This is a genomic window from Streptomyces sp. NPDC033180 (genome assembly GCF_055577645.1).
Window position 1 is genome coordinate 120,360 of record NZ_JBVIPU010000006.1, and the last position, 25,093, is coordinate 145,452.

Annotated in this window: 19 protein-coding genes and 1 pseudogene; 12 read left to right on the forward strand and 8 right to left on the reverse strand. The window is 70.0% G+C overall.

Annotated elements, in window-relative coordinates; translation table 11 throughout:
* Positions 1 to 17: 17 nt before the first annotated feature.
* Positions 18 to 1,496 (forward strand): esterase, encoded by a 1,479-nt coding sequence (locus ACZ5WE_RS19055; RefSeq protein ID WP_467694641.1) that lies wholly within the window; start codon positions 18 to 20, stop codon positions 1,494 to 1,496.
* A 204-nt stretch (positions 1,497 to 1,700) separates the two neighbouring features.
* Here ACZ5WE_RS19055 and ACZ5WE_RS19060 read toward each other — a convergent pair whose 3' ends face one another.
* Both ACZ5WE_RS19060 and ACZ5WE_RS19065 read right to left on the reverse strand, forming a co-directional pair.
* Positions 1,701 to 2,261 carry a GNAT family N-acetyltransferase gene (locus ACZ5WE_RS19060; RefSeq protein WP_467694639.1) on the reverse strand — a complete coding sequence of 187 codons (561 nt, stop codon included), beginning with the start codon at positions 2,259 to 2,261 and terminating at the stop codon, positions 1,701 to 1,703.
* Positions 2,262 to 2,354: 93 nt separating this feature from the next.
* A complete protein-coding gene (locus ACZ5WE_RS19065; RefSeq protein ID WP_467694638.1) occupies positions 2,355 to 3,674 on the reverse strand; it encodes an aminotransferase class I/II-fold pyridoxal phosphate-dependent enzyme in 1,320 nt (439 codons plus the stop codon).
* A 124-nt stretch (positions 3,675 to 3,798) separates the two neighbouring features.
* On the opposite strand from ACZ5WE_RS19065, the gene ACZ5WE_RS19070 reads away from it, so the two are divergent.
* On the forward strand, positions 3,799 to 5,028 hold the full coding sequence (locus ACZ5WE_RS19070; protein ID WP_467694636.1) for an MFS transporter: 1,230 nt from the start codon (positions 3,799 to 3,801) through the stop codon (positions 5,026 to 5,028).
* A 148-nt stretch (positions 5,029 to 5,176) separates the two neighbouring features.
* On the opposite strand, the gene ACZ5WE_RS19075 is transcribed toward ACZ5WE_RS19070, so the two are convergent.
* Positions 5,177 to 6,244, reverse strand: coding sequence for a YncE family protein (locus ACZ5WE_RS19075; protein WP_467694635.1), 1,068 nt, complete (start codon positions 6,242 to 6,244; stop codon positions 5,177 to 5,179).
* Between the two features lie 210 nt (positions 6,245 to 6,454).
* On the opposite strand from ACZ5WE_RS19075, the gene ACZ5WE_RS19080 reads away from it, so the two are divergent.
* Positions 6,455 to 7,957, forward strand: coding sequence for an alpha/beta hydrolase (locus ACZ5WE_RS19080; RefSeq protein WP_467694633.1), 1,503 nt, complete (start codon positions 6,455 to 6,457; stop codon positions 7,955 to 7,957).
* Positions 7,958 to 8,009: 52 nt separating this feature from the next.
* On the opposite strand, the gene ACZ5WE_RS19085 is transcribed toward ACZ5WE_RS19080, so the two are convergent.
* The 4 genes from ACZ5WE_RS19085 to ACZ5WE_RS19100 all read right to left on the reverse strand — a co-directional run bounded on the left by ACZ5WE_RS19085 (position 8,010) and on the right by ACZ5WE_RS19100 (position 11,925).
* A complete protein-coding gene (locus tag ACZ5WE_RS19085) occupies positions 8,010 to 8,567 on the reverse strand; it encodes a DUF3291 domain-containing protein (RefSeq protein WP_467694632.1) in 558 nt (185 codons plus the stop codon).
* A 353-nt stretch (positions 8,568 to 8,920) separates the two neighbouring features.
* Positions 8,921 to 9,868, reverse strand: coding sequence for an aminoglycoside phosphotransferase family protein (locus ACZ5WE_RS19090; protein WP_467694631.1), 948 nt, complete (start codon positions 9,866 to 9,868; stop codon positions 8,921 to 8,923).
* A gap of 26 nt (positions 9,869 to 9,894) precedes the next feature.
* Positions 9,895 to 10,839, reverse strand: coding sequence for an aldo/keto reductase (locus ACZ5WE_RS19095; protein WP_467694629.1), 945 nt, complete (start codon positions 10,837 to 10,839; stop codon positions 9,895 to 9,897).
* Between the two features lie 51 nt (positions 10,840 to 10,890).
* Positions 10,891 to 11,925 (reverse strand): LacI family DNA-binding transcriptional regulator, encoded by a 1,035-nt coding sequence (locus ACZ5WE_RS19100; RefSeq protein ID WP_467694628.1) that lies wholly within the window; start codon positions 11,923 to 11,925, stop codon positions 10,891 to 10,893.
* Between the two features lie 336 nt (positions 11,926 to 12,261).
* On the opposite strand from ACZ5WE_RS19100, the gene ACZ5WE_RS19105 reads away from it, so the two are divergent.
* The 9 genes and pseudogenes from ACZ5WE_RS19105 (at position 12,262) to ACZ5WE_RS19145 (ending at position 23,913) form a co-directional block, all read left to right on the forward strand.
* Positions 12,262 to 13,533, forward strand: coding sequence for an extracellular solute-binding protein (locus ACZ5WE_RS19105; RefSeq protein WP_467694626.1), 1,272 nt, complete (start codon positions 12,262 to 12,264; stop codon positions 13,531 to 13,533).
* On the forward strand, positions 13,534 to 14,544 hold the full coding sequence (locus ACZ5WE_RS19110) for a carbohydrate ABC transporter permease (RefSeq protein WP_467694624.1): 1,011 nt from the start codon (positions 13,534 to 13,536) through the stop codon (positions 14,542 to 14,544).
* A 5-nt stretch (positions 14,545 to 14,549) separates the two neighbouring features.
* Positions 14,550 to 15,452, forward strand: coding sequence for a sugar ABC transporter permease (locus tag ACZ5WE_RS19115; protein WP_467694821.1), 903 nt, complete (start codon positions 14,550 to 14,552; stop codon positions 15,450 to 15,452).
* A 128-nt stretch (positions 15,453 to 15,580) separates the two neighbouring features.
* A complete protein-coding gene (locus ACZ5WE_RS19120; RefSeq protein ID WP_467694622.1) occupies positions 15,581 to 17,230 on the forward strand; it encodes a glycoside hydrolase family 13 protein in 1,650 nt (549 codons plus the stop codon).
* Complete coding sequence (locus ACZ5WE_RS19125; protein WP_467694620.1) at positions 17,218 to 18,285, forward strand: LacI family DNA-binding transcriptional regulator; 1,068 nt, start codon at positions 17,218 to 17,220, stop codon at positions 18,283 to 18,285. The genes ACZ5WE_RS19120 and ACZ5WE_RS19125 overlap by 13 nt, the downstream gene beginning before the upstream one ends.
* A gap of 168 nt (positions 18,286 to 18,453) precedes the next feature.
* Positions 18,454 to 19,851, forward strand: a pseudogene (locus ACZ5WE_RS19130) (alpha-amylase); the annotation flags it as partial.
* A gap of 94 nt (positions 19,852 to 19,945) precedes the next feature.
* Entirely contained in the window at positions 19,946 to 22,651 is a 2,706-nt protein-coding gene (gene pulA, locus ACZ5WE_RS19135; protein ID WP_467694618.1) for a pullulanase-type alpha-1,6-glucosidase, read from the forward strand.
* 237 nt (positions 22,652 to 22,888) lie between these two features.
* Positions 22,889 to 23,278 carry a VOC family protein gene (locus ACZ5WE_RS19140; RefSeq protein ID WP_467694617.1) on the forward strand — a complete coding sequence of 130 codons (390 nt, stop codon included), beginning with the start codon at positions 22,889 to 22,891 and terminating at the stop codon, positions 23,276 to 23,278.
* A gap of 77 nt (positions 23,279 to 23,355) precedes the next feature.
* Complete coding sequence (locus tag ACZ5WE_RS19145; protein ID WP_467694615.1) at positions 23,356 to 23,913, forward strand: dihydrofolate reductase family protein; 558 nt, start codon at positions 23,356 to 23,358, stop codon at positions 23,911 to 23,913.
* On the opposite strand, the gene ACZ5WE_RS19150 is transcribed toward ACZ5WE_RS19145, so the two are convergent.
* Positions 23,898 to 24,830 carry an MBL fold metallo-hydrolase gene (locus tag ACZ5WE_RS19150; RefSeq protein WP_467694613.1) on the reverse strand — a complete coding sequence of 311 codons (933 nt, stop codon included), beginning with the start codon at positions 24,828 to 24,830 and terminating at the stop codon, positions 23,898 to 23,900. The two genes, ACZ5WE_RS19145 and ACZ5WE_RS19150, sit on opposite strands and share 16 nt — an antisense overlap.
* Positions 24,831 to 25,093 lie beyond the last annotated feature (263 nt).

Sequence of the window (25,093 nt, forward strand, 5' to 3'; positions counted from 1 at the left end):
CTTCATAGGAGCCGCTCGTGCGCAAGAACCGTTCGGCCGCCGTCGCCGCGGCCTCATTCCTCCTGCTCACCGGGGCGGGCATCGCTGCCGCTCCCTCCGCCGTCGCCGGCACCCCCGGGGGCACGCACGCCAACGACCGCAACAGTGACTTCAACGGCGACGGATACGAGGACGTGCTGGTCGGCGCCCCCGGGGCGACGGTCAGCGGCCAGAAGGGCGCCGGTCTCGTCACGGCTCAGTACGGCTCCTCCAGAGGCATGAACACCACCTCCGTCGCCAGATTCAGCCAGTCGACGGCAGGCGTCGCGGGCGCCGCGGAGCCGGGCGACGGCTTCGGGACGGCCGTCGCCACCGGTGACCTGGACGGCGACGGCTTCGACGACGCGATCGTCGGCATCCCCGGCGAGGACATCGGCGACACGGCGGACGCCGGTGGTGTCGCGATCCTGTGGGGCTCGAAGCAGGGCCTCAGCGGCGGATCCAGCGACTGGCTGGAAACCCAGGAGCCCACCAAGGGCGAGCAGTTCGGCCTGAGCCTCGCGGCGGCGCACCTCACCGGCGAGACGCCGGGCGATGTGCTCGCCGTACTGGACCGCGACGACCTGGAGCTCTTCGCGTACGACGCGGCACCGCAGGCCGACGGACAGGCCCCGCTGCGGCGTCAGGCCACCGAGCGTCTCTCCGCGGTGGCCGAGGAGCGCGACATCCTGCCGAAGTCGCTGACCACCGGTGATTACGACGACAACGGCTACGCCGATCTCATCGTGTCCGGCGTGACCGTGGGCGACGAGCCGGGGCACGGCTGGTCCGCGTACTTCAAGGGGAACGCCGACGGCCTCACGTACGACAGTGATCTGCGCGGCGGCCCCGCGGCGGCGTCCGGCGACATCAACCACGACGGCTACGACGATCTGGTCACCGGCGAGCCCAACTCCCCGGACGACGGCGGCGAGACGATGACCGGCGGCCTGGTGGGCGTCCGGTACGGCACCCCGGACGGCCTCAAGGACGAGGCCAAGTGGTGGACGCAGGACAGTGTGGACGTGCCCGGCACCGCTGAGCGCGGTGACGGCTGGGGTGCTGATCTGTCCGTGGCGGACACGAACGGCGACGGCTACGCGGACGTCGCGATCGGCGCTCCGGGCGAGGACATCGGCACGGTCGCGGACGCCGGAGCGGCATGGGTGCTGCGTGGCTCGCACGAGGGCCTGACGGGGATCGGCGCCAAGTCCTGGGACCAGAACTCCGCGGACATCCCCGGCGTGGCCGAGAAGGGCGACAAGTGGGGCGGCCAGGTGCGCCTGACGGACCCGAACCGCGACGGCCGCTTCGGTCTCCTGGCCGCCGCCCCCGGCGAGAACGCCGGCGACGGAGTGGTGTGGGTCCTGTCCGCGGGAGCGGGCGGCATCACCGCGTCCGGCTCCTGGACGTACGGCGGGGACTCGCTGGGCACACCGGGCAAGGGCGCGGCGTTCGGCGCGGCGATCGACGAGTAGCCGCGCGGTCGCCGGCGGCCCGCGAGGCCGCGGGCAGACCATCCGGACGCGGTCGTGAGCGGCCTCCGTACGATCAAGGCCATGTGCTCACGACTGCGTTCGGAGGCTGAACAGGCATGACGGGTAGTCGAGTTGTCGTCGTCACGGGCTGCGCCGCGGCGGATCTCCGGCTGAGCGCTCAGCAGCGCGGCCGCCTCGATCGGATCACGGCCACTCCTGCCGGACGAGCTCCGCAGGACGGTCGATCCGGTAGAGGTGGTGGGCGCGGTCGTCGATGGGGTTGTCGGGCTCCAGTGAGACATCGGCGACCCGCCGCAGGCCCGCCTTTTCCAGGATGCGCCAGGACGCGTGATTGCCCACGTGTACGGGCACGAGTACCGCGGTGGCCCGAGGGTGGTCGGTCCAGGTGGCCGCCAGGACCGCCTGGATCATGCGTGTGCCGAGGCCCCGGCCGACCCGCCGGGGGTCCCCGATGAGGTAGTCGATGGACATGGCGCCCGCGGGGACCTCCACCTGGTCGGCCAGCTCGCGCAGGTCCTCGAGGTAGTCGGCGAAGCGGTAGCGCTGGACGAGGCCGAACGGTTCACCGTCGAGCAGCATGAGCAGGTCCTCCGACGCCTCCTCGCCACGGGCCGCCGGGCCGAAGTCGCGCGCCACCGCCTCGGGCGAGGTCTCGTGGTTCCACCAGCGCGCGACGTGCGGCTGCTCCAGCCACTGCCGCAGCAGGGGGAAGTCCGGTTCGTCGAGTCGACGCCAGCTGATCATCGGGGCACCTCGGGGGAGACTTGAGGGAAAGTCAGGGAAGACTCGGGGGAGTGGAACGTGCCAACTGCGTCCATTGTCCCGCCTGCCGCCGACTCAACCCCCGTACGTGGCCTCGGACTCGCTGAGCACCGTGGCGAAGTCGGCGGCGAACCGGGCGGCTTCCGGCACCTCGAGCGTGGCCGTGGTGATCCGTACGGCGGTGGGTGTGGCGATGCGGAAGCGGGAGCCCGCGGCCACCCACCACCCCCGCGAGCGCAACCCGTTGACCACCGCGGACTCGTCCCGCACCGGCACGCACACGTTCAGCCCGCTCGCCCCGTGGGCGGCGACCCCACGCCGCGCGAGCTCCCCGATGAGCGCCTCGCGCCGCTCGGTGTACGCACGCTCGGCCCGCCCCACCAGTGCTCGCGCCGCGGGATCGGCCATCGTGCGCTCGACCGTCTCCTGCAGCAGGTGACTGACCCACCCCGAAGTGAGCAGCATCCGCCCCTCGTGCCGGGCCAGCGTGGCCGCGTCGCACGCCAGTGCCGCCCATCGCAGGTCGATGCCCAGATGCTTGGACACGGTCCGTACCTGTGCCCAGCGTTCGATCCCGCCGGCCGCCAGCGAGTGCGAAGGCGCCCCCGAGACCTCCGCATTGTGATCGTCCTCGATGACCAGTACGTCCGGGAAGCCGCCGAGCGCTTCGAGCAGGGCGTCGCGTCGCGCCGCTGAGAAGCAGCCGCCCAGCGGGTTCTGCCCCCGCGGGCTGCACACCACCGCCCTGGCCCCCGCCCTCAGCGCACCGCGCAGCGCCTGGGGCCCGATCCCCTCGTCGTCCACCGCGACCGGCACCATGCGCAGGCCCAACGCGGGTATCAGGTCGAGGAGATGGTGGAAGCCGGGGTCCTCGACGGCCACGGTGTCGCCCGGCTTCAGCTCCGCGGAGAGCAGCCGTGCCATGCAGTCGAGCGCTCCGTGCGCGAAGGTCACCCGGCTCTCCGGAATCCCGTCCCGCGCGAACCACTCGCGGGTCAGTTCCTCAAGCCCCGCGCGGCGTGGCGAACCGCGGTGCGAACCGCCGAGTGGGACCACTCGCTCGGGCGGCAGCAGCACCGGCATCAGCGCCGGGTCAGGATGCCCGCCCGCCAGATCACGCACCCCTTGCGGCACCTTGGGCGGGCGGCGTGCCCCGACCGACGGGGCCTGCGCGACCACTGTTCCGCCACGCCCCCGCGTCACCACGATCCCGCGCTGCCGGAGCTCCTTGTAGGCCGTCGCCACCGTACCCGCGCTGATCCCGAGCTCGTCGGCGAGCCTGCGCACCGGGGGCAGCGCGTCACCCGGGCCCAAACCGCCTTCGGCCACGGCCTGTTCGACGGAGGAGGTGATGCCCTTGGCGGTCGTACCACTGATCGCATATTGTGCTGACACGTAATCAAATATGTACCAGTACAAAGTAATTCGTCAAGTCGCAAGCCAAGGGGGAGTGGTGAGCCTCAGTCGCAGGCGGGCCGCGCTGTACGCACGCATACCAGGGGGCATCGACGGTCGTCGCATGCTCTGGATCGCCTTGATCAACAAAGCGGGAACCGGACTGTGGATGGGGGCGGCCGCCCTCTACTTCACCCTGGTCACCGGGCTCTCCGTCGCCGAGGTCGGCGTGCTCATGGGCGTCTCGGGGGCCGTGGGCATCGCGGGAGCGCCGCTCGCGGGCCACCTGGCCGACCGGTTCCCTGTCACCCGCGTCATCATCGGCGCTCAACTCCAGCAGGCCATTGCCCTGTTGGCGTTGCTCACGACGGACAACTTCTCCCTGCTCCTGCTGTACTCGGCCGTGAACAGCCTGGCCGACCGGGGCGCCAATGTCCTCACCAAGCTGTACGCCGCCCGTATCGCGGGCCCCGACCGCACCAAGTACCAAGCCGTCCAGCGCACCGTGTCCAACGCGGGCTGGGCCATCGGCGGGCTTACCGGTGCGCTCGCCCTCGCCGTCGGCACCACCCACGCCTACCAGGCCCTGCTCGTCGGCAACGTGATCAGCTTCCTCGTCGCGGCGTTCCTCACCCTGCGCTGTGCGGAGCCGCCTTCCCCGTCCCGGGTGGTCACCGACTCCACGGCGCCCGCACGCTCCGCCCCGCCGTCGAGCCCCTGGCGTGATCGCCCCTATCTGCTCTTCACCGCCACCGAGGCGGCGCTCTTCCTCGACGACGCCGTGCTCCAGGTCGGCCTGCCCCTGTGGATCGTCCACGCGACGGACGCCCCGCACGGCCTCGCGCCGCTGCTCATGGTCCTCAACTGTGTGCTCGTCGTCTGCTGCCAGGTCCCGCTGTCCCGCTTCGGGAGCACACCGGACGCGGCCCGCGGCCTGCTCGTGCCCCTGACCGCCTGCTTCGTCGTCGGCTGCGCCGCGATGACCGCCTCCGTGGCAGGCAGTACCTGGGTGGCCGTCGCCGCCATGACAGTCGCGGCGATCGCCTTCACCTTCGCGGAGATACTGCACGCCATCACGTCCTGGGAACTCTCCATCGCGCTCGCCCCCGACGACGCCCAGGGCGCCTACCTCGGCGTGCACGGACTGTCCTCGTCCGCCCAGCGCAGCGGGGGGCCTCTCCTGGTCACCGCTGTGATCGCCGCCGGCCCTCTGGCGTGGCCGCTGCTCGGCGCGGGCGTGATCGCGACGGTCGCGGCGCAGAGCCGTCTCGTGCGCGAGAGGCTGCTCCGGTCGAGCGGGGCGGCGGTTGCACCCGGCGCGTTGCGTGGACGCGGTCAGCGGCTCGGGTCGTAGCCCGACGCCGAGCCGTGGGTCCGACGACGGACTTCCGCCCGCCACGACGACGTCCCGCCGGCCACGTCTGGGTGGCGGGCGGGACGCGGGGAGGTGCCGAGTGCCTGGAGCCTCGGTGGCTTCAGCGGCCTTGGCGGCTTCAGTGGCTTCAGCGGCCGATGCGGATGCGGTGCGCCTGGTCCTGGCCCTCGGGGCCGGTGCCGGACTTGTCGACCACGAACGCCGTACCGCCCGTCACGTGCACGTGGTTGGGGTTGGCGCCGGTGGCGAGGGTCTCGACCACGGCACCCTTGGCGGGGTCGACGACCGTGACCGTGCCGGGGGTCCGGTTGGCGACCAGGACGTTGCCCGAACGCCGGTCGGTGGCGACGGACAGGGCGCCCGCGCCGGTCGGCACGGACTTCGTCACGGCGCCCTTTTGGAGGTCGACGACCGAGAGGCCGCCGGCGGCCTGGTCGGCGGTGTAGGCGGTGCGGCCGTCCTTGGAGAGCGCGATGGAGATCGGGCCGTCACCGGTGGGGATGAGGCGGGGGCTCTCGCTTTTGCGGGTGATCTCGATGATCCGGTCGCCGTTGAGGTCGGCGGCGTACGCGGCGCCGGTCCGCGCGTTCACGGCGAGGCCGGTCGGGCTCGATCCCTCGACCGTGACGCGCTTCTTCTCCTTGAAGGTGCGGGTGTCGAAGGCGACGACCGTTCCGTCGCCGAAGCTGCTCGCCCACGCCGTGTTGTGCTTGGCGTCCACGACGACCTCACGGGCGTGGTTCACGCCGGGCAGCGAGACGAGGTGCTTACCGGTGTGCTGGTCGTACACGGCGACGGAGTTGTCGCGGGTGTTCGTCGTCCAGACGGTGTTGTGCTCGTCGTCCACGGCGATCCCGTAGACGGCCTCGACGGCGCCGGTCTCGGCGTTGGTGACCGGAGGCGTGTAGCCGGCCTTCACCTTCAGGGTGCGCGGGTCGACCTTCAGCAGGGTGGAGGTGGTGACGGGTGGCCTGCCCACCGCGGAGGTGGCCCACAGCACGTTGTTCCGCTCGGAGTACGCCGACTGGTAGAGACCCTTCACGAGTGGCGCGGACTCGACGGTCGAGCCGGCCGCTTTGCCGGAGTTCTGACCGGGCTGCGCGGACGCGGTACCGGTCAGGGCCAGCGAGCTGCCCGCGGCGAGGGCCACGGCGACTGCGGCAGTACGGCGGATGCGGCAAGTGAGTGAGGTCATGCTGCGTCAATCTCCTTGACTGAGGCGCCTCCGAGAGAGGCGATCACTCGATAACTTAGCTTAGGCTAACCTAAGTCGCATGCCTCTCGTGGTGTGGCGCCCGCCACATCTGACCCTATGCCCACTAGGGGAAGCATGGGGGTAAACCCCTGTATCCATACGCCAGTTGGGAGGATGGGCCACACGGGCGGGATCGGCGAGGCTCTTCCCATGACGAAGATCAAGCGAAACGCGGCCCTGCTCGCCGCCTCCGCGGCCGTCCTCAGCCTCACCGCCCCGCTGGCCGCGACGGCCTCGACTCCCTCCGCCGCCAGGGCTCCTTCCGCCGCCGGGCCCCTGGACTGGAAGCCGTGCGAGGGCGAGGGCCTCGACCCCCGCCAGGAGTGCGCGACCGTCGACGTCCCGATGGACTACGCCGATCCCGCGGGCAAGCAGATCGGCATCGCCGTCTCCCGCATCCCCAGCGAGAACCCCGACGCACGCCGCGGCGCCCTGCTCCTGATCCCCGGCGGGCCCGGGGGCCTCGGCCGCGACACGCCTTCGGGCAAGGGCCAGAAGCTGCCGCAAACGGTCCGGGACACCTACGACCTGATCGGCTTCGACCCCCGTGGCCTCGGCCGCTCCACCCCGGTCAGCTGCGGACTCGGCCACGCCGACCTCGCCGTGTCGAGACTGCGTCCCTGGCCCGCCCCCGACGGGTCCATCACGGAGAACATGACCGCCGCGCAGCGAGTGTCGGACGCCTGCGCACGCAACGGCGGAGACCTCATCCGCCACCTCAGCACCGCCAATGAGGCCCGCGACATCGATCGCATCCGGAAGGCACTCGGTGAGCGGAAGGTCTCCGCGTTGGGTGTCTCGTACGGCACGTACGTCGGGGCTGTCTACAGTCGGCTCTTCCCGCACCGCACCGACCGCGTCGTCCTCGACAGCAACGACGACCCCGACCCCACGCGGGTGTCCCGTGCCTGGCTCGCGGGCCACGAGCAGGGAGTCGAGGACACCTTCCCGGAGTTCGCCAAGTGGGCCTCCGCGCCCGGCAATCCGTATCGCCTGGCCCGGACGGCGGCCGACGTACGTCCGCTCGTCCTGCGCCTGGCTTCCGGACTCGACCGCGAGCCGATCCCGTGGCCCGACGCCAACCCCGAGGAGCTCAACGGCAACGTCCTGCGCCAGACGCTGCTCAACGCCCTCGACGACCCCGACGACTTCGACGACCTCGCGAAGCTGATCCTGGCCGCACGCAAGGGCACGGTTCCGCCCGCGCCGCAGGCACCGCCGGAGCCGGCGATGCAGCAGGCCGTCGCGGTCGGCACCGCGGTCCTGTGCAACGACGTCGCGTGGCCCGAGTCGGCGGACGGATACGCGAAGGAAGTGGCCGAGAGCCGTTCCAAGTACCCCCTCTTGGCGGGGATGCCGCGCAACGCGATGCCGTGCGCCGCCTGGCCCTTCCGGCCGAAGGAGGCCCCGGTGCGGATCACCGACAGCGGCCCGTCCAACATCCTCCTCATCCAGAACGAGCGCGACCCGGTGACCCCGCTCAGCGGCGCCCTCAACCTCCGCAAGGCGCTGGGCAAGCGAGCCACGATGGTGACGGTGAACTCAACCGGCCACGACGCCTACCTCGCCAACGGCAACGAGTGCGGCGACCGGACCGTCTCCCACTACTTGGCGACGGGGGAGCGGCCGGAGCGGGACACATACTGCGGCTAGGCCGGAGACCGGGTGAGGGCGGTCGTCGGGAGAGGCGACCGCCCTCTCCTGGTCAGCGAACCTGGTCGCTCTTCGGCCCGATGCCCTTGCTCCTGGTCGGAGTTCCGTCCGGGGCGAACGGGTCGTGGAAGGTGAAGGCGTGCGGGGCGGAGCCGTGGTCGTGGAGGTGCTCCAGCCTGGTCACCCCGTCCCGCCAGGTGGGTATCACGCCGTCGGAGACCCACCAGGACACGTAATTCGGGTGCTCTGCCCTCTCGAACCAGTCGTAACGCCTGTTCAGGGCCTCACGGTGCAGACCGGTGTAGACGGCGTCGAAGGCGGGACGCAGGTCGGTCCAGCGCGAGAGGGTCGTGGCCAGGGCGGTGGTTTCCACCGTACGGCCCTTCCCGTACCAGGCCGGTACGGCGAACTCTCCCCATGCACCCCAGTCCGCATCGAAGAACTCGCCCTGGGCACCGTCCACCGCTTCGGCATGCGCGAGGTATCCGGGCTGCTGACTGATCTGCCGGTAGACGGCCTCACCAATGTCGTAGAACTCGCGCGTGAGAGGTGTGGGATCGGCGAGAGGTGACTGCAGGACGCCGAAGGTGTACAGAGCAAGATGGGGCATGCGTCTCTCCCTGGTTGGGGCTGCCTGGTGTGGACCCGGTTCGGTGGCCTGCGCACGGGGGCGAGGGTTCGTGGGGCGTGACCAACTCATCCCGTCGCGGGTGGCTCAGCCTGAAAAACCCCTGTGCGACCGTGGGCGACCGCCGAGGACCAGGTGAAGGTAGCTGCCTCCGCGGGCCATGTCGAAGTTGCGTTTCCCCTGTCCAAGTGGCTTCTCGTACAAGTCCTCGCGGGAGCTGGGGCGGTGGGGGTGCCTGCCGTCGTGGACGTCGGCAGGTTCGCTTGCCGCCAGGAAGGAAAGCGTTGCTCGGGACAGCGCAAGGGTGGACGGGCCACCGGGCCCGGCGGCGTACGTCAGGCCAGCAGCTCCGCTGTGTCCAGGAACGGTCGGCCCAGCTCCTCCGCGCCGAAGTCGAGGACGTAGAGACCGGTGGACACCCGCTCGAGGTAGCCCCACTCCCAGACCGCCCGTTCTTCCATTCCGGTCCGGTCCGCGAGCAGCGCGCAGTACGAGCGGATCAGTCCGCGGGCCGCGGCCTCGTCCCTGCCTCTCAACTCCACGCACCAGTCGCGGAGTACGACCCCCAGGTCGTACGTGGGATCCGCGAGGAAACCGTCGGGATCCACGAAGGCGAATCCGGCCTCGGCCCCGGCCCGAGGCGCGGCGACCCGCAGGGCGTTACCGGGGTGCGGGTCGCCGTGCACGACGACGCAACGGGCGGGATCGTGAGCGGCGGCGCGACGTCCGGCGTACGTCAGCGCCCGGGTCACCACCCGCTCGGAGCAGGGCCGGCCGAGGCTCTCCCACAGCCGTGCGACCATCTCGCCCAGGGCGCCGGCCTTCTCCCGCGCCGGATCGACGGTCAGTTCCGCGGCGCGGGGCACCCGCCAGGCGCTCCGGAGCATGGCGCACAGCGTCTCGATCTGCTGCGGGGGAGTGAGTCCGATCCGGTCCAGCGAAGGGCCGAGCGCTTCCTGGAGCATCGCGTGCCGGTCCAGGTCGTGGGCCAGGAGCCTCACATACCCCCGGCCCTCCGCGAGGCGCAGGGTTCGCACCTGGCTCGCGAAGTCCGGTGCGGGAAGGGAGACTTTGAGCACTGCGGCCCGGCCGTCGGGGGTCCGGGCCCGTGCCACGTAGGAGGTGGTTCCGCCGGGCAGCGAGGGGCCGGCCCGGATCGACCAGCGCTGCTCAAGATCGCTGACGAGGGCGGGCAGTTCGGCCAGCCACCGCTCGCCGATGCCTCCGAGGCTCTGGGCCTTCCGGCGTACGAGAGGCTGGACTTCGACGGCGGGCTCGGTCACGGCGTCGATTATGGCCGCGGGGGCGCCTAAGGCAGCGGAGCGCCCCGGGCGGTGATCCACAGGTCGTACCACTCCTCGTGGGTGAGTTCGGGTTCGCGGTGCACCGCGTCCCGGCAGGCGAGGATGCGGTCGGGTCGGCTGGTGCCGATGACGGGGGCGATCCGCGCAGGATGCCGCTGGAGCCACCACAGGAGGATCGTCTCCGGGGTCGTCCGCTTGCGCGCCGCGAGGTCGGCGACGAGCCGCGAGGTCGGCGTCTCGCCGCCGCCGGTGAAACGGCCCCGGGCCAGGGCTCCCCAGGCCTGCAGCTGGATGCCGTTGGCGGTGCAGTACTCGAGCGTTCCGTGCGGGAAGCCGCTGTCGGCGGCGGCCGGGGTGTTCACCAGGACCCCGGCCTCGATCCAGTCGCGGCTCTCCAGGCTCATCTCCAGCTGGTTGGCGACCAGCGGGACGTCGAGATGCGCCCGCAGGTGCGCGATCTGCGCGGCGCTCATGTTCGACACGCCGAACCGGCGCACCAGCCCCTGCCCGTGCAGCGAGGCCAGCGCCTTCGCGATCTCCTCCGGACCCGTCAGCGGATCGGGCCGGTGCAGGAGCAGTACGTCGATCACCTCGGTACGCAGCCGGGTCAGGCTCTCCTCGACCCGCTGGACGATGGTCGGTCCCCGCAGGTCGTACAGGCCGGGCCGGACGCCGTCGGTCAGGCGGATGCCGCACTTGGTCTGCAGGACGATGCGCTCGCGCAGCCCGGAAGCCCTGGCCAGCACCTCACCGAAGACCGACTCGGACTTGCCGTGCCGGTAGATGTCGGCCTGGTCGAACACCGTGATGCCCGCCTCGAGGGCCGCCTCCACGGCGGCCTCGGCCGCGGCGATGTCCGCGGCGGTGTACGGCGTGGTGTCCCAGGTGCCGCCGAGTCCCATGCACCCGTACAGCACACGACCGGTGGCCACGTCGGTCCGCGATGCCATGTCTCTTCCTCCGTGTCGCTCCGTGTCGCTCTGTTTCTCTGTGTGGACGGCCTAGGTGTCGCGGCGCTCCGGCCGGCCGGATGCGGTCGAGCCGCGGACGACGAGCTCCGGCATGAAGAGGAACTCACTGTGCGGGGCGGGGGTTTTGCCGATCTCCTCCAGGAGGGTGCGGACCGAGGCCTGCCCCATCGCCTGGACCGGCTGACGGATGGTCGTCAGCGGGGGATCGGTGAACGCGATGAGCGGGGAGTCGTCGTAGCCGACCACCGAGATGTCCCGCGGCACGTCCAAGTCCCGTTCCCGGGCGGCCCGGACGGCGCCGAGCGCCATCATGTCGCTGGCGCACACGATCGCGGTGCAGCCCCGGCCGATCAGCGTGCCCGCGGCGGCCTGGCCGCCCTCCAGTGTGTAGAGGGAGTGCTCGATGAGTTCCTCGGAGTCGGCCGGCGACATCCCGAGGCGTTCGCGCATGCCGATCTGGAAGCCCTCGATCTTGCGCAGTACGGGCACGAAGCGCTTGGGGCCCACCGCGAGCCCGATGCGGGTGTGGCCCAGTGAGGCGAGGTGTGTGACGGCGAGCCGGGCCGCGGCGCGGTCGTCCGTGGAGACGAAGGGGGCCTGCACCTTGGGGGAGAAGCCGTTGACGAGGACGAAGGGCACACCCTTGCCGCGCAGCACCTCGTACCGCTCCATGTCGGCGGTGGTGTCTGCGTGCAGACCGGAGACGAAGATGATCCCGGAGACGCCGCGGCCCACCAGCATGTCGGTGAGCTCGTCCTCGGTGGAGCCGCCGGGTGTCTGGGTGGCGAGGACCGGCGTGTAGCCCTGGCGGGTCAGGGCCTGGGCGATGACCTGGGCGAGGGCGGGGAAGATCGGGTTGTCCAGCTCGGGCGTGATCAGGCCGACGAGTCCGGCGCTGCTGCGCCGGCGCAGAGGCGAGGGACGTTCGAAGCCGAGCGTGTCCAGGGCGGCGAGGACGGATTCACGGGTGGCCGCCGCCACACCGGGCTTGCCGTTGAGGACGCGGCTGACGGTGGCTTCGCTCACCCCCGCCTGCGCTGCGATGTCGACGAGCCGTGCGGTCATGCGGGGACTGTACCGGTGATCCGCCGGATTGCACACCGACGGTGAAAGCTTGCAGAAAGCGCCGGCCCTGCAAGGAGCTTGCGGGGCTTCATGGACGGAGTGACGGAGGTCCACTGGCACTTCAGGGGCGTGTCGAGCGCAGCAAGGGCAACCGTAAGGACACACAGGGGTAACGATCAGCAGAGCTTGCAGAAATTTCTCGCAAGGTCTTTCGGGCGCTTTTCAATCCTGTTACGTTCCCTGGCAACCCGGCGCCGCGTCGAGTGCGGCTCGTAGGAGGCAGCTCTGTTGGGGGTCTCGCCTTCCCTTGTTCCGGGATCAGTTGAAGGAGTTCACATGCGGCGTGGCATAGCGGCCACCGCAATCGTCGCGGCCCTGGCCCTGACAGCGGCGGCGTGCGGTGGCGATGACAGTGACAGCGGTAAGAAGGGTTCGGGCAAGCTGTCCGGAACCGTCACTTTCTGGGACACCTCGAACGACGCGGAGAAGGGGACCTACGAGAAGCTCGCCAAGGGCTTCGAGAAGCTCCACCCGGACGTCAAGGTCAACTACGTGAGCGTCGCGTTCGGCGAGGCCAACGCCAAGTTCAAGAACGCCGCGGGCGGCAACTCCGGTGCCCCCGACGTGATGCGCACCGAGGTCGCCTGGGTCGCCGACTTCGCCAACCTGGGCTACCTCGCCCCGCTCGAGGGCACCCCCGCCCTCGACAAGGCGGACGACTACCTCCCGCAGGCCGCGGCCAGCACCAAGTTCAAGGGCAAGACCTACGCAGCCCCGCAGACCATCGACACCCTGGCGCTCTTCTACAACAAGAAGATGCTCAAGGAGGCCGGTGTCGAGGCCCCCAAGACCTTCGACGAGGTGAAGACAGCCGCGAAGAAGATCAGGTCGAAGTCCGGCAAGACCGGCCTCTACCTGCGCGGCGACGACCCGTACTACTACCTCCCGTACCTCTACGGCGAGGGCGGCGACCTCCTCGACACCAAGAACAAGAAGATCACCGTCGACGACCCCCAGGGCGCCGCGGCCTTCGAGGTCATGAAGGACCTGGTCGACTCCAAGGCGGCCACCACCGACGCGAGCGACGGCTACAACAACCAGCTGAACGCCTTCAAGGACGGCGACGTCGCGATGGCCCTCGACGGGCCCTGGTCCATCGAAGGAGCCATGCAGGGCAAGGAGTTCAAGGGCGACAAGGGCAACCTCGGCATCGCCCCGGTGCCCGGCGGCAGCGACCGGCAGGCCTCCCCGCAGGGCGGCTGGAACCTCGCGGCCTACGCGGGGTCCAAGAACCTCGACGCGAGCTACGAGTTCATCAAGTACATGAGCTCGGCGAAGGTGCAGCAGCAGACCACCGAGAAGCTGAGTCTGCTGCCCACCCGCACCTCGGTGTACGACGTGAAGTCCGTCAAGGACAACCAGATGGTGCAGTTCTTCAAGCCGGCCGTGGACAAGTCCGTCGAGCGGCCGTGGATCCCGCAGGCCAACGCCCTTTTCGAGCCCATCCGGCTGCAGATGGAGAAGGTGCTCAGCGGCAGGACCTCGCCCGAGAACGGGGCGAAGGGTGTCGGCGACGCCTACCGCAAGCTGCTGAAGGACTACAAGTAGATGGCTGTTGACAGCAGCCAGTCACTGGCCAAGGCCGCGGACGCCCAGGGCGTCCGCGGCCGCGGCCCGCGGACCGGCAAGACCCCCGGACGGCTGCGCAGGTCGCTGTCCACCCACTGGTACGCCTGGGCCATGGTCGCCCCCGTGGTGGCCGTGATCGGCGTGATCATCGGCTACCCGCTGGTGCGCGGCCTCTACCTGTCGACGACCGACGCCAACGAGGCGAACGTCGAGCGCACCATCGGCGTCAACCACATCCCGGCGACCTACGAGTCCGTCGGCCTGGACAACTACACCGCGGTATTCAACGACGGTGTCTTCTGGGACCGGCTGACCTGGACGATCATCTGGACCGTCTCCTGTGTCGCGATCTCCTTCGCCCTCGGCCTCGCGCTGGCGAACATGCTCAACCGCAAGCTGGCGGGGCGCTCCCTCTACCGGATGGCGCTGATCCTGCCGTGGGCGGTGCCCGCCTTCGTCTCCGTGTTCACCTGGCGGCTGCTCTTCAACGAGAAGAACGGCATCCTCAACAAGATCCTCGCCGGCGGCGGTATCGACGCGATCCCGTGGCTGAACGACCCCACCTGGGCCAAGCTCTCGGTGATCACGGTCAACGTCTGGCTCGGCGTCCCCTTCATGCTGGTCGCCATGCTCGGCGGACTCCAGTCCATCCCCGGCGAGCTCTACGAGGCCGCGGAGATGGACGGCGCGAACGCCTGGCAGCGCTTCAGGCACATCACGCTGCCGGGTCTGCGGACCGTCAGCAGCACCGTGATCCTGATCAGCGGCATCTGGACCTTCAACATGTTCCCGGTGATCTTCCTGCTCACCCGGGGCGGTCCGGGAGACGCCACCGAGATCCTGGTGACGTACGCCTACCGGCTCTCGTTCGTCGTGAGTCCGCGTGACTTCGCGGGATCCGCGGCCTGGGGCGTCATCATTCTGCTGCTCCTATCGCTCTTCGCGGTCGTCTACCGCCGCGCGCTCCGCAAGCAGGGAGAAGTGTGGTGACCACCATGACCGACCCGAAGAGGCCGTCGTCCTCGTCCGACTCGTCCGACTCGTCCGCGCGCCGGCCCAAGAAGCTCAGAGAGCGCGGCGAACGCGGCCCGCTGGCCTCGGTCGCGCTCCACGTGGGCCTGCTCGTCGCATCCGCCACCGCGATACTCCCGCCGTTGTGGCTGCTGATCACCTCGTTCAAGCCGACGAGCGAGGCGTTCTCCACCGACCTGGTCAAGGACTTCACGTTCCGCAACTACGACCACGTCGTCAACGACACCGAGTTCCTGAGCTGGCTCGCCAACTCGCTGCTCGTCGTGGGACTGACCACGGTGATCGGTGTCTTCATCGCCGCGACCACCGGCTACGCCGTCAGCCGCTTCAGGTTCCCCGGCATGCGGCCGCTGATGTGGCTCCTGCTGATCACGCAGATGTTCCCCGTCGCGGTGCTCATCGTGCCGCTCTACAACCTCCTGGCGAGCCTGGGCCTGCTCAACCAGCCCATCGGCCTGGTCGTCACCTATCTGACGATCGCCGTGCCGTTCTGCGCCTGGATGATGAAGGGGTACTTCGACACCATCCCGGTGGAGATCGACGAAGCGGGGCGCGTGGACGGGCTCAACCCGTTCGGCATCTTCTGGCGGCTCATCGTGCCGCTGGCCAAGCCCGGTCTCGCCGTCACCGGCTTCTACAGCTTCATCACCGGCTGGGCCGAAGTCGCCTACGCCTCCGCCTTCATGACCGGCGAGGAGAACCTCACCCTGGCGGGCGGCCTGCAGACCTTCGTCAACCAGTACACCAGCGACTGGGGCTCGCTGACCGCCTCGGCCGTGATCGTCGCGGTGCCCGCGGCGGTGATCTTCGGCTTCGTGCAGCGCCACCTCGTCTCCGGTCTCACGGCCGGCGCGACGAAGTCCTGATGCGAAGCCCTGACACACGCAGCCCTGACACGAAGCCCTGATCCGGCACACACGCACGGCACACACGCACGGCACACACATACGGCACACACCCCCCTCGCACTCGACCTCTCGATCTCAGGGAAGACATGACCCAGCATCTCGCTGCCCCTGCAGCCCCCGCCTCCGGCACCCACGCGGACTGGTGGCGTGGCGCGGTGATCTACCAGGTCTACCCGCGCAGTTTCGCCGACGGCAACGGTGACGGAATGGGCGACCTGGACGGCATCCGCGCTCGCCTTCCCTACCTCAGGGACCTCGGCGTCGACGCGGTCTGGCTCAGCCCCTTCTACTCCTCGCCGCAGGCCGACGCCGGCTACGACGTCGCCGACTACCGTGCGATCGACCCGATGTTCGGCAGCCTCCTCGACGCCGACGCCCTGCTGCGGGACGCCCACGACCTGGGCCTGCGCGTCATCGTCGACCTGGTGCCCAACCACTCGTCCGACCAGCACGACTGGTTCCAGCGCGCCCTGCGCGAGGGCCCCGGCTCACCCCTGCGCGAGCGCTACCACTTCAGGACCGGCAAGGGCGCGAACGGTGAACTCCCGCCCAACGACTGGGAGTCCGTCTTCGGCGGCCCGGCCTGGACGCGGACAGCGGACGGCGAGTGGTACCTGCACCTCTTCGCCCCCGAGCAGCCCGACTTCAACTGGGAACACCCCGCCGTGCACGACGAGTTCCGCTCGATCCTGCGCTTCTGGCTCGACATGGGCGTCGACGGCTTCCGCGTCGACGTCGCCCACGGCCTGGTCAAGGCCGAAGGGCTGCCCGACATCGGCCGCAGCGACCAGCTCAAGCTGCTCGGCAATGACGTCATGCCGTTCTTCGACCAGGACGGCGTACACGAGATCTACCGCAGCTGGCGCAAGGTCCTCACCGAGTACGCGGGCGAGAAGATCCTCGTCGCCGAGGCCTGGACCCCCACCGTCGAGCGTGCCGCCGCGTACGTGCGCCAGGACGAGATGCACCAGGCCTTCAACTTCCAGTACCTGGGAACCCATTGGGACGCCGCCGAGCTGCGCGAGGTCATCGACGCGTCGCTGGCCGCGATGCGCCCCGTCGGTGCCCCGGCCACGTGGGTGCTCTCCAACCACGACGTCACCCGTCACGCCACGCGGTTCGCCAACCCGCCCGGACTCGGCACCCAGCTGCGCACCGCGGGCGACCGCGCGCTCGGCCTGCGCCGCGCCCGCGCCGCGACCCTGTTGATGCTGGCACTGCCCGGCTCCGCCTACGTCTACCAGGGCGAGGAACTGGGCCTGCCGGACGTCACCGAGCTGCCCGACGAGGTGCGCCAGGACCCCTCGTTCGTCCGGGCGAGCGGACAGGACGGCTTCCGCGACGGCTGCCGGGTGCCGATCCCCTGGACCACCGACGGCTCCAGTTACGGGTTCGGCGAGGGCGGCAGCTGGCTCCCGCAGCCCGCGGGGTGGGGCGAGCTCAGCGTCCAGGCGCAGACCGGCGATCCCGCGTCCACCCTGGAGCTGTACCGCAGCGCGCTCACCCTGCGCCGCGAGCAGCCGGGACTCGGCGCCGGCGACTCGCTGGAGTGGCTGGAGGCGCCGGAGGGAGTTCTCGCCTTCCGCCGGGAGGGCTTCGTGTGCACGGCGAACACCACCGGCGCGGCGGTGCGCATCCCGGCCCCCGGACGCATCCTCCTGTCCAACGCCGAGGTGGAGACGGCGGACGGCAAGGTCGAGCTGCCCGCCGACACCACCGTCTGGTGGGCGGCGTGACCCTCTCCCTGCCGCGGGACGCCGAACGGGGAGACCGGGGCGTTCCGCGGCTCGCGGACATCGCTGCCCAGTCCGGCGTGAGCGAGGCCACCGCGAGCCGGGTGCTCAACGGCAAGCCGGGGGTGGCCGCGGGCACCCGGCGCCGGGTGCTCGCCGCCCTGGACGTCCTGGGCTACGAGCGGCCGATGCGGCTCAAGCGGCACAGCGCGGGTCTGGTCGGCCTGGTCATACCCGAGCTCAGCAACCCGATCTTCCCCGCCTTCGCACAGGTCGTGGAGCAGGTCCTGTCCGGGCACGGCTACACGCCGATGCTGTGCACCCAGATGCCGGACGGGGCCAGCGAGGACGAGCTGGTCGAGCAGTTGGAGGAGCGCCGGGTCAGCGGCATCGTCTTCCTCTCCGGACTGCACGCCGACACCACGGCCGACCCGACCCGGTACCTTGAACTGGCGGCCCGCGGTGTGCCGTTCGTCCTGATCAACGGCTACAACGAGCACATCCCGGTGTCCTTCGTCTCGCCCGACGACCGCGCGGCGGTACGGATGGCGGTGCGGCACCTCGTCGACCTGGGCCACGAGCGGATCGGTCTGGCCATCGGTCCGACCCGCTACGTCCCCTCGCTGCGCAAGGCGGAGGGGTTCACGGCGGCGCTGCACGCACTGCTCGGCCTGGAACAGGGGGAGGCCGAACAGCTCGTGCAGCGCACGCTGTTCACGGTCGAGGGCGGGCACGCGGCGGCCAGTGCCCTGCTCGACCAGGGGTGCACGGCGATGGTCTGCGGCAGCGACATGATGGCGCTCGGCGCTGTCCGCGCGGCGCGCGAGCGAGGCCTCTCGGTGCCCGGCGACGTCTCCGTGGTCGGCTTCGACGACTCGCCGCTGATCGCCTTCACGGACCCGCCGCTGACCACGGTGCGCCAGCCGGTACAGGCGATGGCGAGCGCCGCGGTGGGCGCTCTGCTGGAGGAGCTGCACGGAAACCCCGTGCAGCACACGGAGTTCGTCTTCCAGCCCGAGCTCGTGGTGCGCGGCTCGACGGCTCAGGCGCGGCGCTGAGTGTGCACGGAGGGTTGACCGGGGTTCTTGAGGGTCGTACGGTCTCGACCGAAAACGGCGTTGGAATGTTTCTGCAACATCCTTCAACGGCCTGACGGGCACGGCGCGTTGCCGGACAAGGTCACACCTCACTCATGCAGTCACACCCCACTCATGCAGGAGGCCCACATGGCCGGCCGAAAGACCAGAGTTCGCAGACCCATAGCCGCCGCCCTCGCCCTGGTCGCGGGCGCCGCGGGCAGCGTCGTCGCCGGAGCCCCGCAGGCGCAGGCCACTCCGCCCGGCGCCAAGGACGTCACCGCCGTGCTCTTCGAGTGGAAGTACGACTCGGTGGCCAAGGCGTGCACGCAGCAGCTCGGCCCCGACGGCTACGGCTATGTACAGGTCTCCCCGCCCCAGGAACGCATCCAGGGCGAGGCGTGGTGGGCCGCCTACCAGCCGGTCAGCTACAAGATCGGCAGCCGCCTCGGCGACCGGACCGCGTTCGAGAACATGGTCGACACCTGCCACGGGGCCGGAGTGAAGGTCGTCGCCGACGCGGTGATCAACCACATGACGAACGCCTCCGGCACCGGCTCAGCGGGCTCCGCCTTCACCAAGTACGACTACCCGGGCACGTATTCGGGCGCGGACATGGACAACTGCCGCTCGGACATCAGCAACTACCAGGACCGCTGGAACGTCCAGAACTGCGAACTGGGCGGACTCGCCGATCTCGACACCGGTGAGGAGTACGTACGGGGGCGGATCGCGGCCTACCTGAACGACCTGCTCTCACTCGGCGTCGACGGCTTCCGGGTCGACGCGGCCAAGCACATCCCCGTGGGCGACCTGAAGAACATCAAGGCGCGGCTCAGCAACCCGGGTGTCTACCTGAAGCAGGAGACGATCCACGGGGCGGGCGAGGCGGTCTCACCCAGCGAGTACACCGCCACCGGCGACGCCCAGGAGTTCCGCTACGGCTGGGACCTGAAGCGGGTGTTCAACAACGAGAAGCTCGCCTATCTGAAGAACTTCGGCGAGGGCTGGGGCTACATGCCCAGTGGCTCGGCCGCCGTCTTCGTCGCCAACCACGACACCGAACGGCACGGCCAGACCCTCAACTACAAGGACGGCGCGAACTACACCCTCGCGCACGTCTTCATGCTGGCCCTGCCCTACGGCGCACCTGACGTGCACTCCGGCTACGAGTTCAGCAGCACTGACGCGGGTTCGCCGGGCGGCGGCCAGGTGAACGCCTGCTACAGCGACGGCTGGAAGTGCCAGCACGCCTGGCCCGAGATCAAGAGCATGGTCAAGTTCCGCAACACCGCTCGCGGGACGGGCATGACCAACTGGTGGGACAACGGCAACGACGCCATCGCGTTCGGCCGCGGCGACAAGGCGTACGTGGTCATCAACCACGAGGGCTCCTCGGTCGACCGGACCTTCCAGACCTCCCTGGCCGCAGGCAGCTACTGCGACGTCCAGAGCGGCAGGAGCGTCACCGTCAACGGCTCGGGTCAGTTCACGGCCTCCGTGGCGCCGAACACCGCGCTTGCCCTCCACACCGGGGCAAGGAGCTGCTGACCGCCGTGCAGTGCCGCTGACCTCTGCTTCTCCTGCCGCCCTGCGTTCACTTTCCGCACCCTGCCCCGCAATTCACAAGGAGAAGCTCCCCTTGACCGGCTCCCCCCGCCGCACCCTCGTGACCACGGCCCTCGCCCTGCTCGCCGCGGTCGCACCCATCACGCCCTCGGCCATCGCCGCGCCCCGAGCACCGGCGGCCGTCGACGCGCCGGCCGCGCTCGACCTGTCCACGTCCCGAGCACAGTGGATCGACAAGAACACCGTCGCCTGGGACGGCCAAGGCGGCTCCGCCACCCAGGAGTTGGTGTACGCCCGCGATGGCCGACTGACCGTCGAGGACGGCGAACTCGCCGGCGAGGGACGGCGGATCCGCCTCACCCCGGCCCCCGGCGGCCTGACCGACGCGCAGCGCAAGAAGTACCCGCACCTGAAGGCCTACGCGGCCTTCACCGTCGACCCGCGCGACCGCGACCGGGTCCGCCACGCCCTCACCGGCCAGCTCGTCGCCACCCGCAGCAGCGCCGATGGCACCCTCCTCGCCGCCACCGGAGTACAGACACAAGGCATCCTCGACGACCTCTACAGCGCCACCGCCACCGAGGCGGCCCTCGGCCCGCGCTTCCGCGACGGCCGCCCCACGCTCGCCCTGTGGGCTCCCACCGCCCAGTCCGTCAGCCTCGAACTCGACGGCAAGCGCGTGGCGATGCGGCGCGACGACGCCAGTGGAGTGTGGTCCGTCGCCGGGGGCCGCGGCTGGTCGGGCAAGCAGTACCGGTACGTCGTGAAGGTGTGGGCGCCCAGCGTCCAGAAGGTCGTCACCAACAAGGTCACCGACCCCTACTCCACGGCGCTCACCGCCGACTCGCGGCGCAGCGTCGCCGTCGACCTCGACGACCCGAAGCTCGCGCCCAAGGGCTGGGAGCGGCTGCAGAAGCCGAAGGCCACGCCACTGCGCGACGCGCAGATCCAGGAGCTGCACATCCGCGACTTCTCCGTCGAGGACCGCACCGCGCGCCACCCCGGCCAGTACCTCGCCTTCACCGACACGGCGTCCGACGGCATGCGGCACCTGCGCAAGCTGGCCGAGTCGGGGACTTCCTACGTCCACCTGCTGCCCGCCTTCGACATCGGCACCATCCCCGAGCGCGCCGCCGACCGGGCCACGCCCGACTGCGATCTGACGGCGCCCGCCCCGGACTCCGACGAGCAGCAGGCCTGCGTCACCAAGACCGCGGCCAAGGACGCCTACAACTGGGGTTACGACCCCCTGCACTACACGGTGCCGGAGGGCAGCTACGCCAGCGACCCTGCCGGGGCCCGCCGCACGGTCGAGTTCCGGCAGATGGTCCAGGGCCTCAACGGCTCCGGCCTGCGCACCGTCATGGACGTCGTCTACAACCACACGGTCGCGAGCGGCCAGGCCGACAAGTCCGTACTCGACAAGATCGTGCCCGGCTACTACCAGCGGCTGCTCCCCGACGGCACGGTCGCGACCTCCACCTGCTGTGCCAACACCGCGCCCGAGAACGCGATGATGGGCAGACTCGTGGTCGACTCACTGGTCACGTGGGCCAAGGAGTACAAGGTCGACGGCTTCCGCTTCGACCTGATGGGACACCACCCCAAGGCGAACATCCTGGCCGTGCGCAAGGCCCTGGACGCGCTGACCCTCAAGAAGGACGGCGTCGACGGGAAGAAGATCGTCCTCTACGGCGAGGGCTGGAACTTCGGCGAGATCGCCGATGACGCCCGCTTCGTCCAGGCCACCCAGAAGAACATGGCGGGCACGGGCATCGCCACCTTCTCCGACCGTGGCCGCGACGCGGTGCGCGGCGGCGGTCCGTTCGACGAGGACCCCGGCGTCCAGGGCTTCGCCAGCGGCCTGTTCACCGACCCCAACGCCTCGAAGGCGAACGGCACCCCGGCCGAGCAGAAGGCCCGGCTCCTGCACTACCAGGACCTGCTGAAGGTGGCCCTCACGGGCAACCTCTCCGCCTACACCTTCACGGACTCCTCCGGCCGCAGGGTCAAGGGCTCCGAAGTCGACTACAACGGCGCACCGGCCGGCTACGCCGCGGCCCCCGGCGACGCCCTCTCCTACGCCGACGCCCACGACAACGAGTCGCTGTACGACGCCCTCGCCTTCAAGCTGCCCGCGGACACCACGGCCGCCGAGCGCTCCCGTATGCAGGTGCTCGCGATGGCGACCGCGACCCTGGCCCAGGGCCCTTCCCTCTCCCAGGCGGGCAGCGACCTGCTGCGCTCGAAGTCCCTGGACCGCAACTCCTACGACAGCGGTGACTGGTTCAACGCCCTGCACTGGGACTGCAAGGACGGCAACGGCTTCGGACGCGGTCTGCCTCCGGCCGCCGACAACAAGGGCAAGTGGCCTTACGGGAAGCCCCTGTTGACGTCCGCGACGCTGACCCCGGGCTGCGCCGAGATCAGGGGAACCTCGGCCGCCTACCAGGACCTGGTGAAGCTGCGCGCGACCGAGCCCGCGTTCTCCCTTGACACGCCCGACCAGGTTCAGTCCCGCCTTGCCTTCCCGCTCTCGGGGACCTCCGCGGAGACCCCCGGGGTCATCACCATGACGCTGGGGAACCTGGCGGTCGTCTTCAACGCGACCCCGAAGGCCCAGCAGCAGAGCGTCACACCCCTGAAGGGCACCGCATACTCCCTCCACCCCGCCCAGGCGAAGGGCTCGGACGAGGTGGTCAAGTCCGCGTCATACGAGCGGAGTTCAGCCACCTTCCACGTCCCCGCTCGAAGCGTCGCGGTCTTCGAGCGGGGGTGAATGTCTGTCCCCCTCATCTACGTGGCGCGCTGATAGTCGAGGAACGAGGTCAGCGACGCGTGGTCGCCGGCTGCCTTGGAGGGCGCTGTGCGCTGGTGGCCGGTCACCCGTCGATCATGTCAAGTGGTCGATGGAGTTGCCCGTGGACGGAAGGCACGGCCCAGTCGGGAACCCGAAAGATAGCGTGGGCGCTTCAGTGGAGTCAGTCCAAGCGCTACTTGGCGGGGAGATCCTGACGTGGCCAGTAAGTTCACCGAGCTCGCGATCGACTGTGTCGATCCCGACGCTCTCGCCCGGTTCTGGTGCGCTGTGCTCGACTACGAGGTGCAGGAAGCGGAGGACGGGTTCATCTCCATCGGCTCCCCTCTGGTGCCTGAAGGCGGGAAGCGTGTCGGACCGGTGCCACCGACGCTCGGATTCGCGCGGGTGCCCGAGGGCAAGGCCATCAAGAACCGGCTCCACATCGACGTCAACCCGACCGACCGGGAGCAGGAAGAAGAGGTCGGTCGCCTGCTCGGCCTGGGTGCTCGGCACGCCGACGTCGGCCAGACAGGCGACGAGAGCTGGGTCATCCTCGCCGATCCCGAGGGGAACGAGTTCTGCGTCCTCGCGAGCCGTCGCCCTTGATCGGGGGCGATGGCCGCGAAGATGGTCCGCGACCGTATGAGGCCGCAGACCGGCGCGCGCGTACTCGAAGGAGACGCATGGCAAAGCTCATCTACTCGATGGTCACCTCGCTCGACGGTTACGCCGAGGCGGCGGAGGGCGACCTCGGCCGCGGGGCCGAGGACCAAGAGGTGCATACGTTCATCAACGATCTCTTCCGCCCCGTCGGGACGTACCTCTACGGCCGACGGATGTACGAGACGATGGTCTACTGGGAGACCGCGCACACCGAGCCCGACCAGCCGCCGCACATCCTGCAGTACGCCCGCGACTGGCAGGCCGCGGAGAAGATCGTGTACTCCACGACGCTCGATTCGGTGGCCGGCGCCAAAACCAGGATCGAGCGGAGCTTCGACCCGGACGCGGTGCGCAGGCTCAAGGCCGAGGCCGATCACGACCTCACCGTCGACGGCCCGAACCTCGCGGCCCAGGCGATCGCGGCCGGCCTGGTGGACGAGTACCACCTGTTCATCACCACGAGCGTGGTCGGCGGCGGCAAGCGGTTCTTCCCCGACGGCGTGCGCCTTGATCTCGAGCTGGTCGAGGAGCGTGCCTTCGACAGCGGACTGGTCTACGCGCGCTACCGGACCCGCTGAGAGGGCGCCGGTACGAGCCGGTAGGAGTCGCCCTCCGGGATCACGTGGCCCGCTGTAGGGGGCGGGAAGTGGCTGCCCAGGAGCAGAGTCCGGGTGCCGGAGAGCGAGTTGAGGAGCTCGCGGCGTGTCCTGGTCGCGGCTGCGGGGTCGATGTCCACGCAGCTGCCCAGGTCGGGGTGGACCAGCTGGACGGGGTGGTGGATGCAGTCGCCGGTGATGAGCGCGCTCTCGCCGTGACTGCTCAGTTCCACCGCCACCTGGCCCGGCGTGTGGCCCGGGGTGGGGCGCAGGCGGATGCCCGGTGCGATGTCCGCGATGCGGGAGCCCCCGTGAGGAACGTCGACCAGGTCCAGTAGGCCTGCCTCTTTGATGGGGTGCACGGAGTCGCGGAACATCCGGCGCCTCGCCTCGTCCATGTCGACGCCGGCCCAGTAGTCCCATTCGGTGCGGGTCGTGAGGTAACGGGCGTTGGGGAAAGTGGGCACCCAATCGCCGCCGACCGACCGGGTGTTCCAGCCGACGTGGTCGGTGTGCAGGTGGGTGAGGATGACGAGATCCACCGACTCGGGTGCGAAGCCGGCCTCCGTCAGCCGCGTCAGGTAGTCACTGTTCAGGTTGTCCCACGCCGGGTTGGCCCGCTGCTTGCCATTGCCTATGCCGGTGTCCACAAGGACGCGCAGCCCGTTGACCTCGACCGCGAAGCTGTGGCTCGCAAGCCGCAGGACGCGCTGTTCGTCCGCGAAGTCCGGTTGGAGCCAGGGGACTTGGGTCACGATCTCCGGAGTTGCTCCGGGCAGCAGCCAGGGGCCCGTCCGCGGTGGCAGGCGCACTTCGTCGACACGGCGGACGGTGAGGTCTCCCACCGTCCAGGCCGGGGCGCCGGGAAGGGGAGCGGCGGGGTGGGTGGTCGCGGGCATGCGGGGCTCCTTTGGCCGGTCGGCCTCTGCACGGTCGGCGTTGGGTCGGTCGGCCTCTGCTCGATCGGCGTTGGGTCGGTCGGCGTTTGCTTGGTCCGTCGGCGGGCTGGGCGCTCGCCGGGCTCTCTCGCAGCTAAAAGCAATGCGTTTGCGTTAAGGGAGCGTAGGGCCTATCGTCTCGCTAAAGCAAACCGTTAGCGTTTGAGTGTCGCTGTGGTGCGGCGGGCCGGTGCCCCCGACGCGGCGCCACGAGTCGAGAGGGC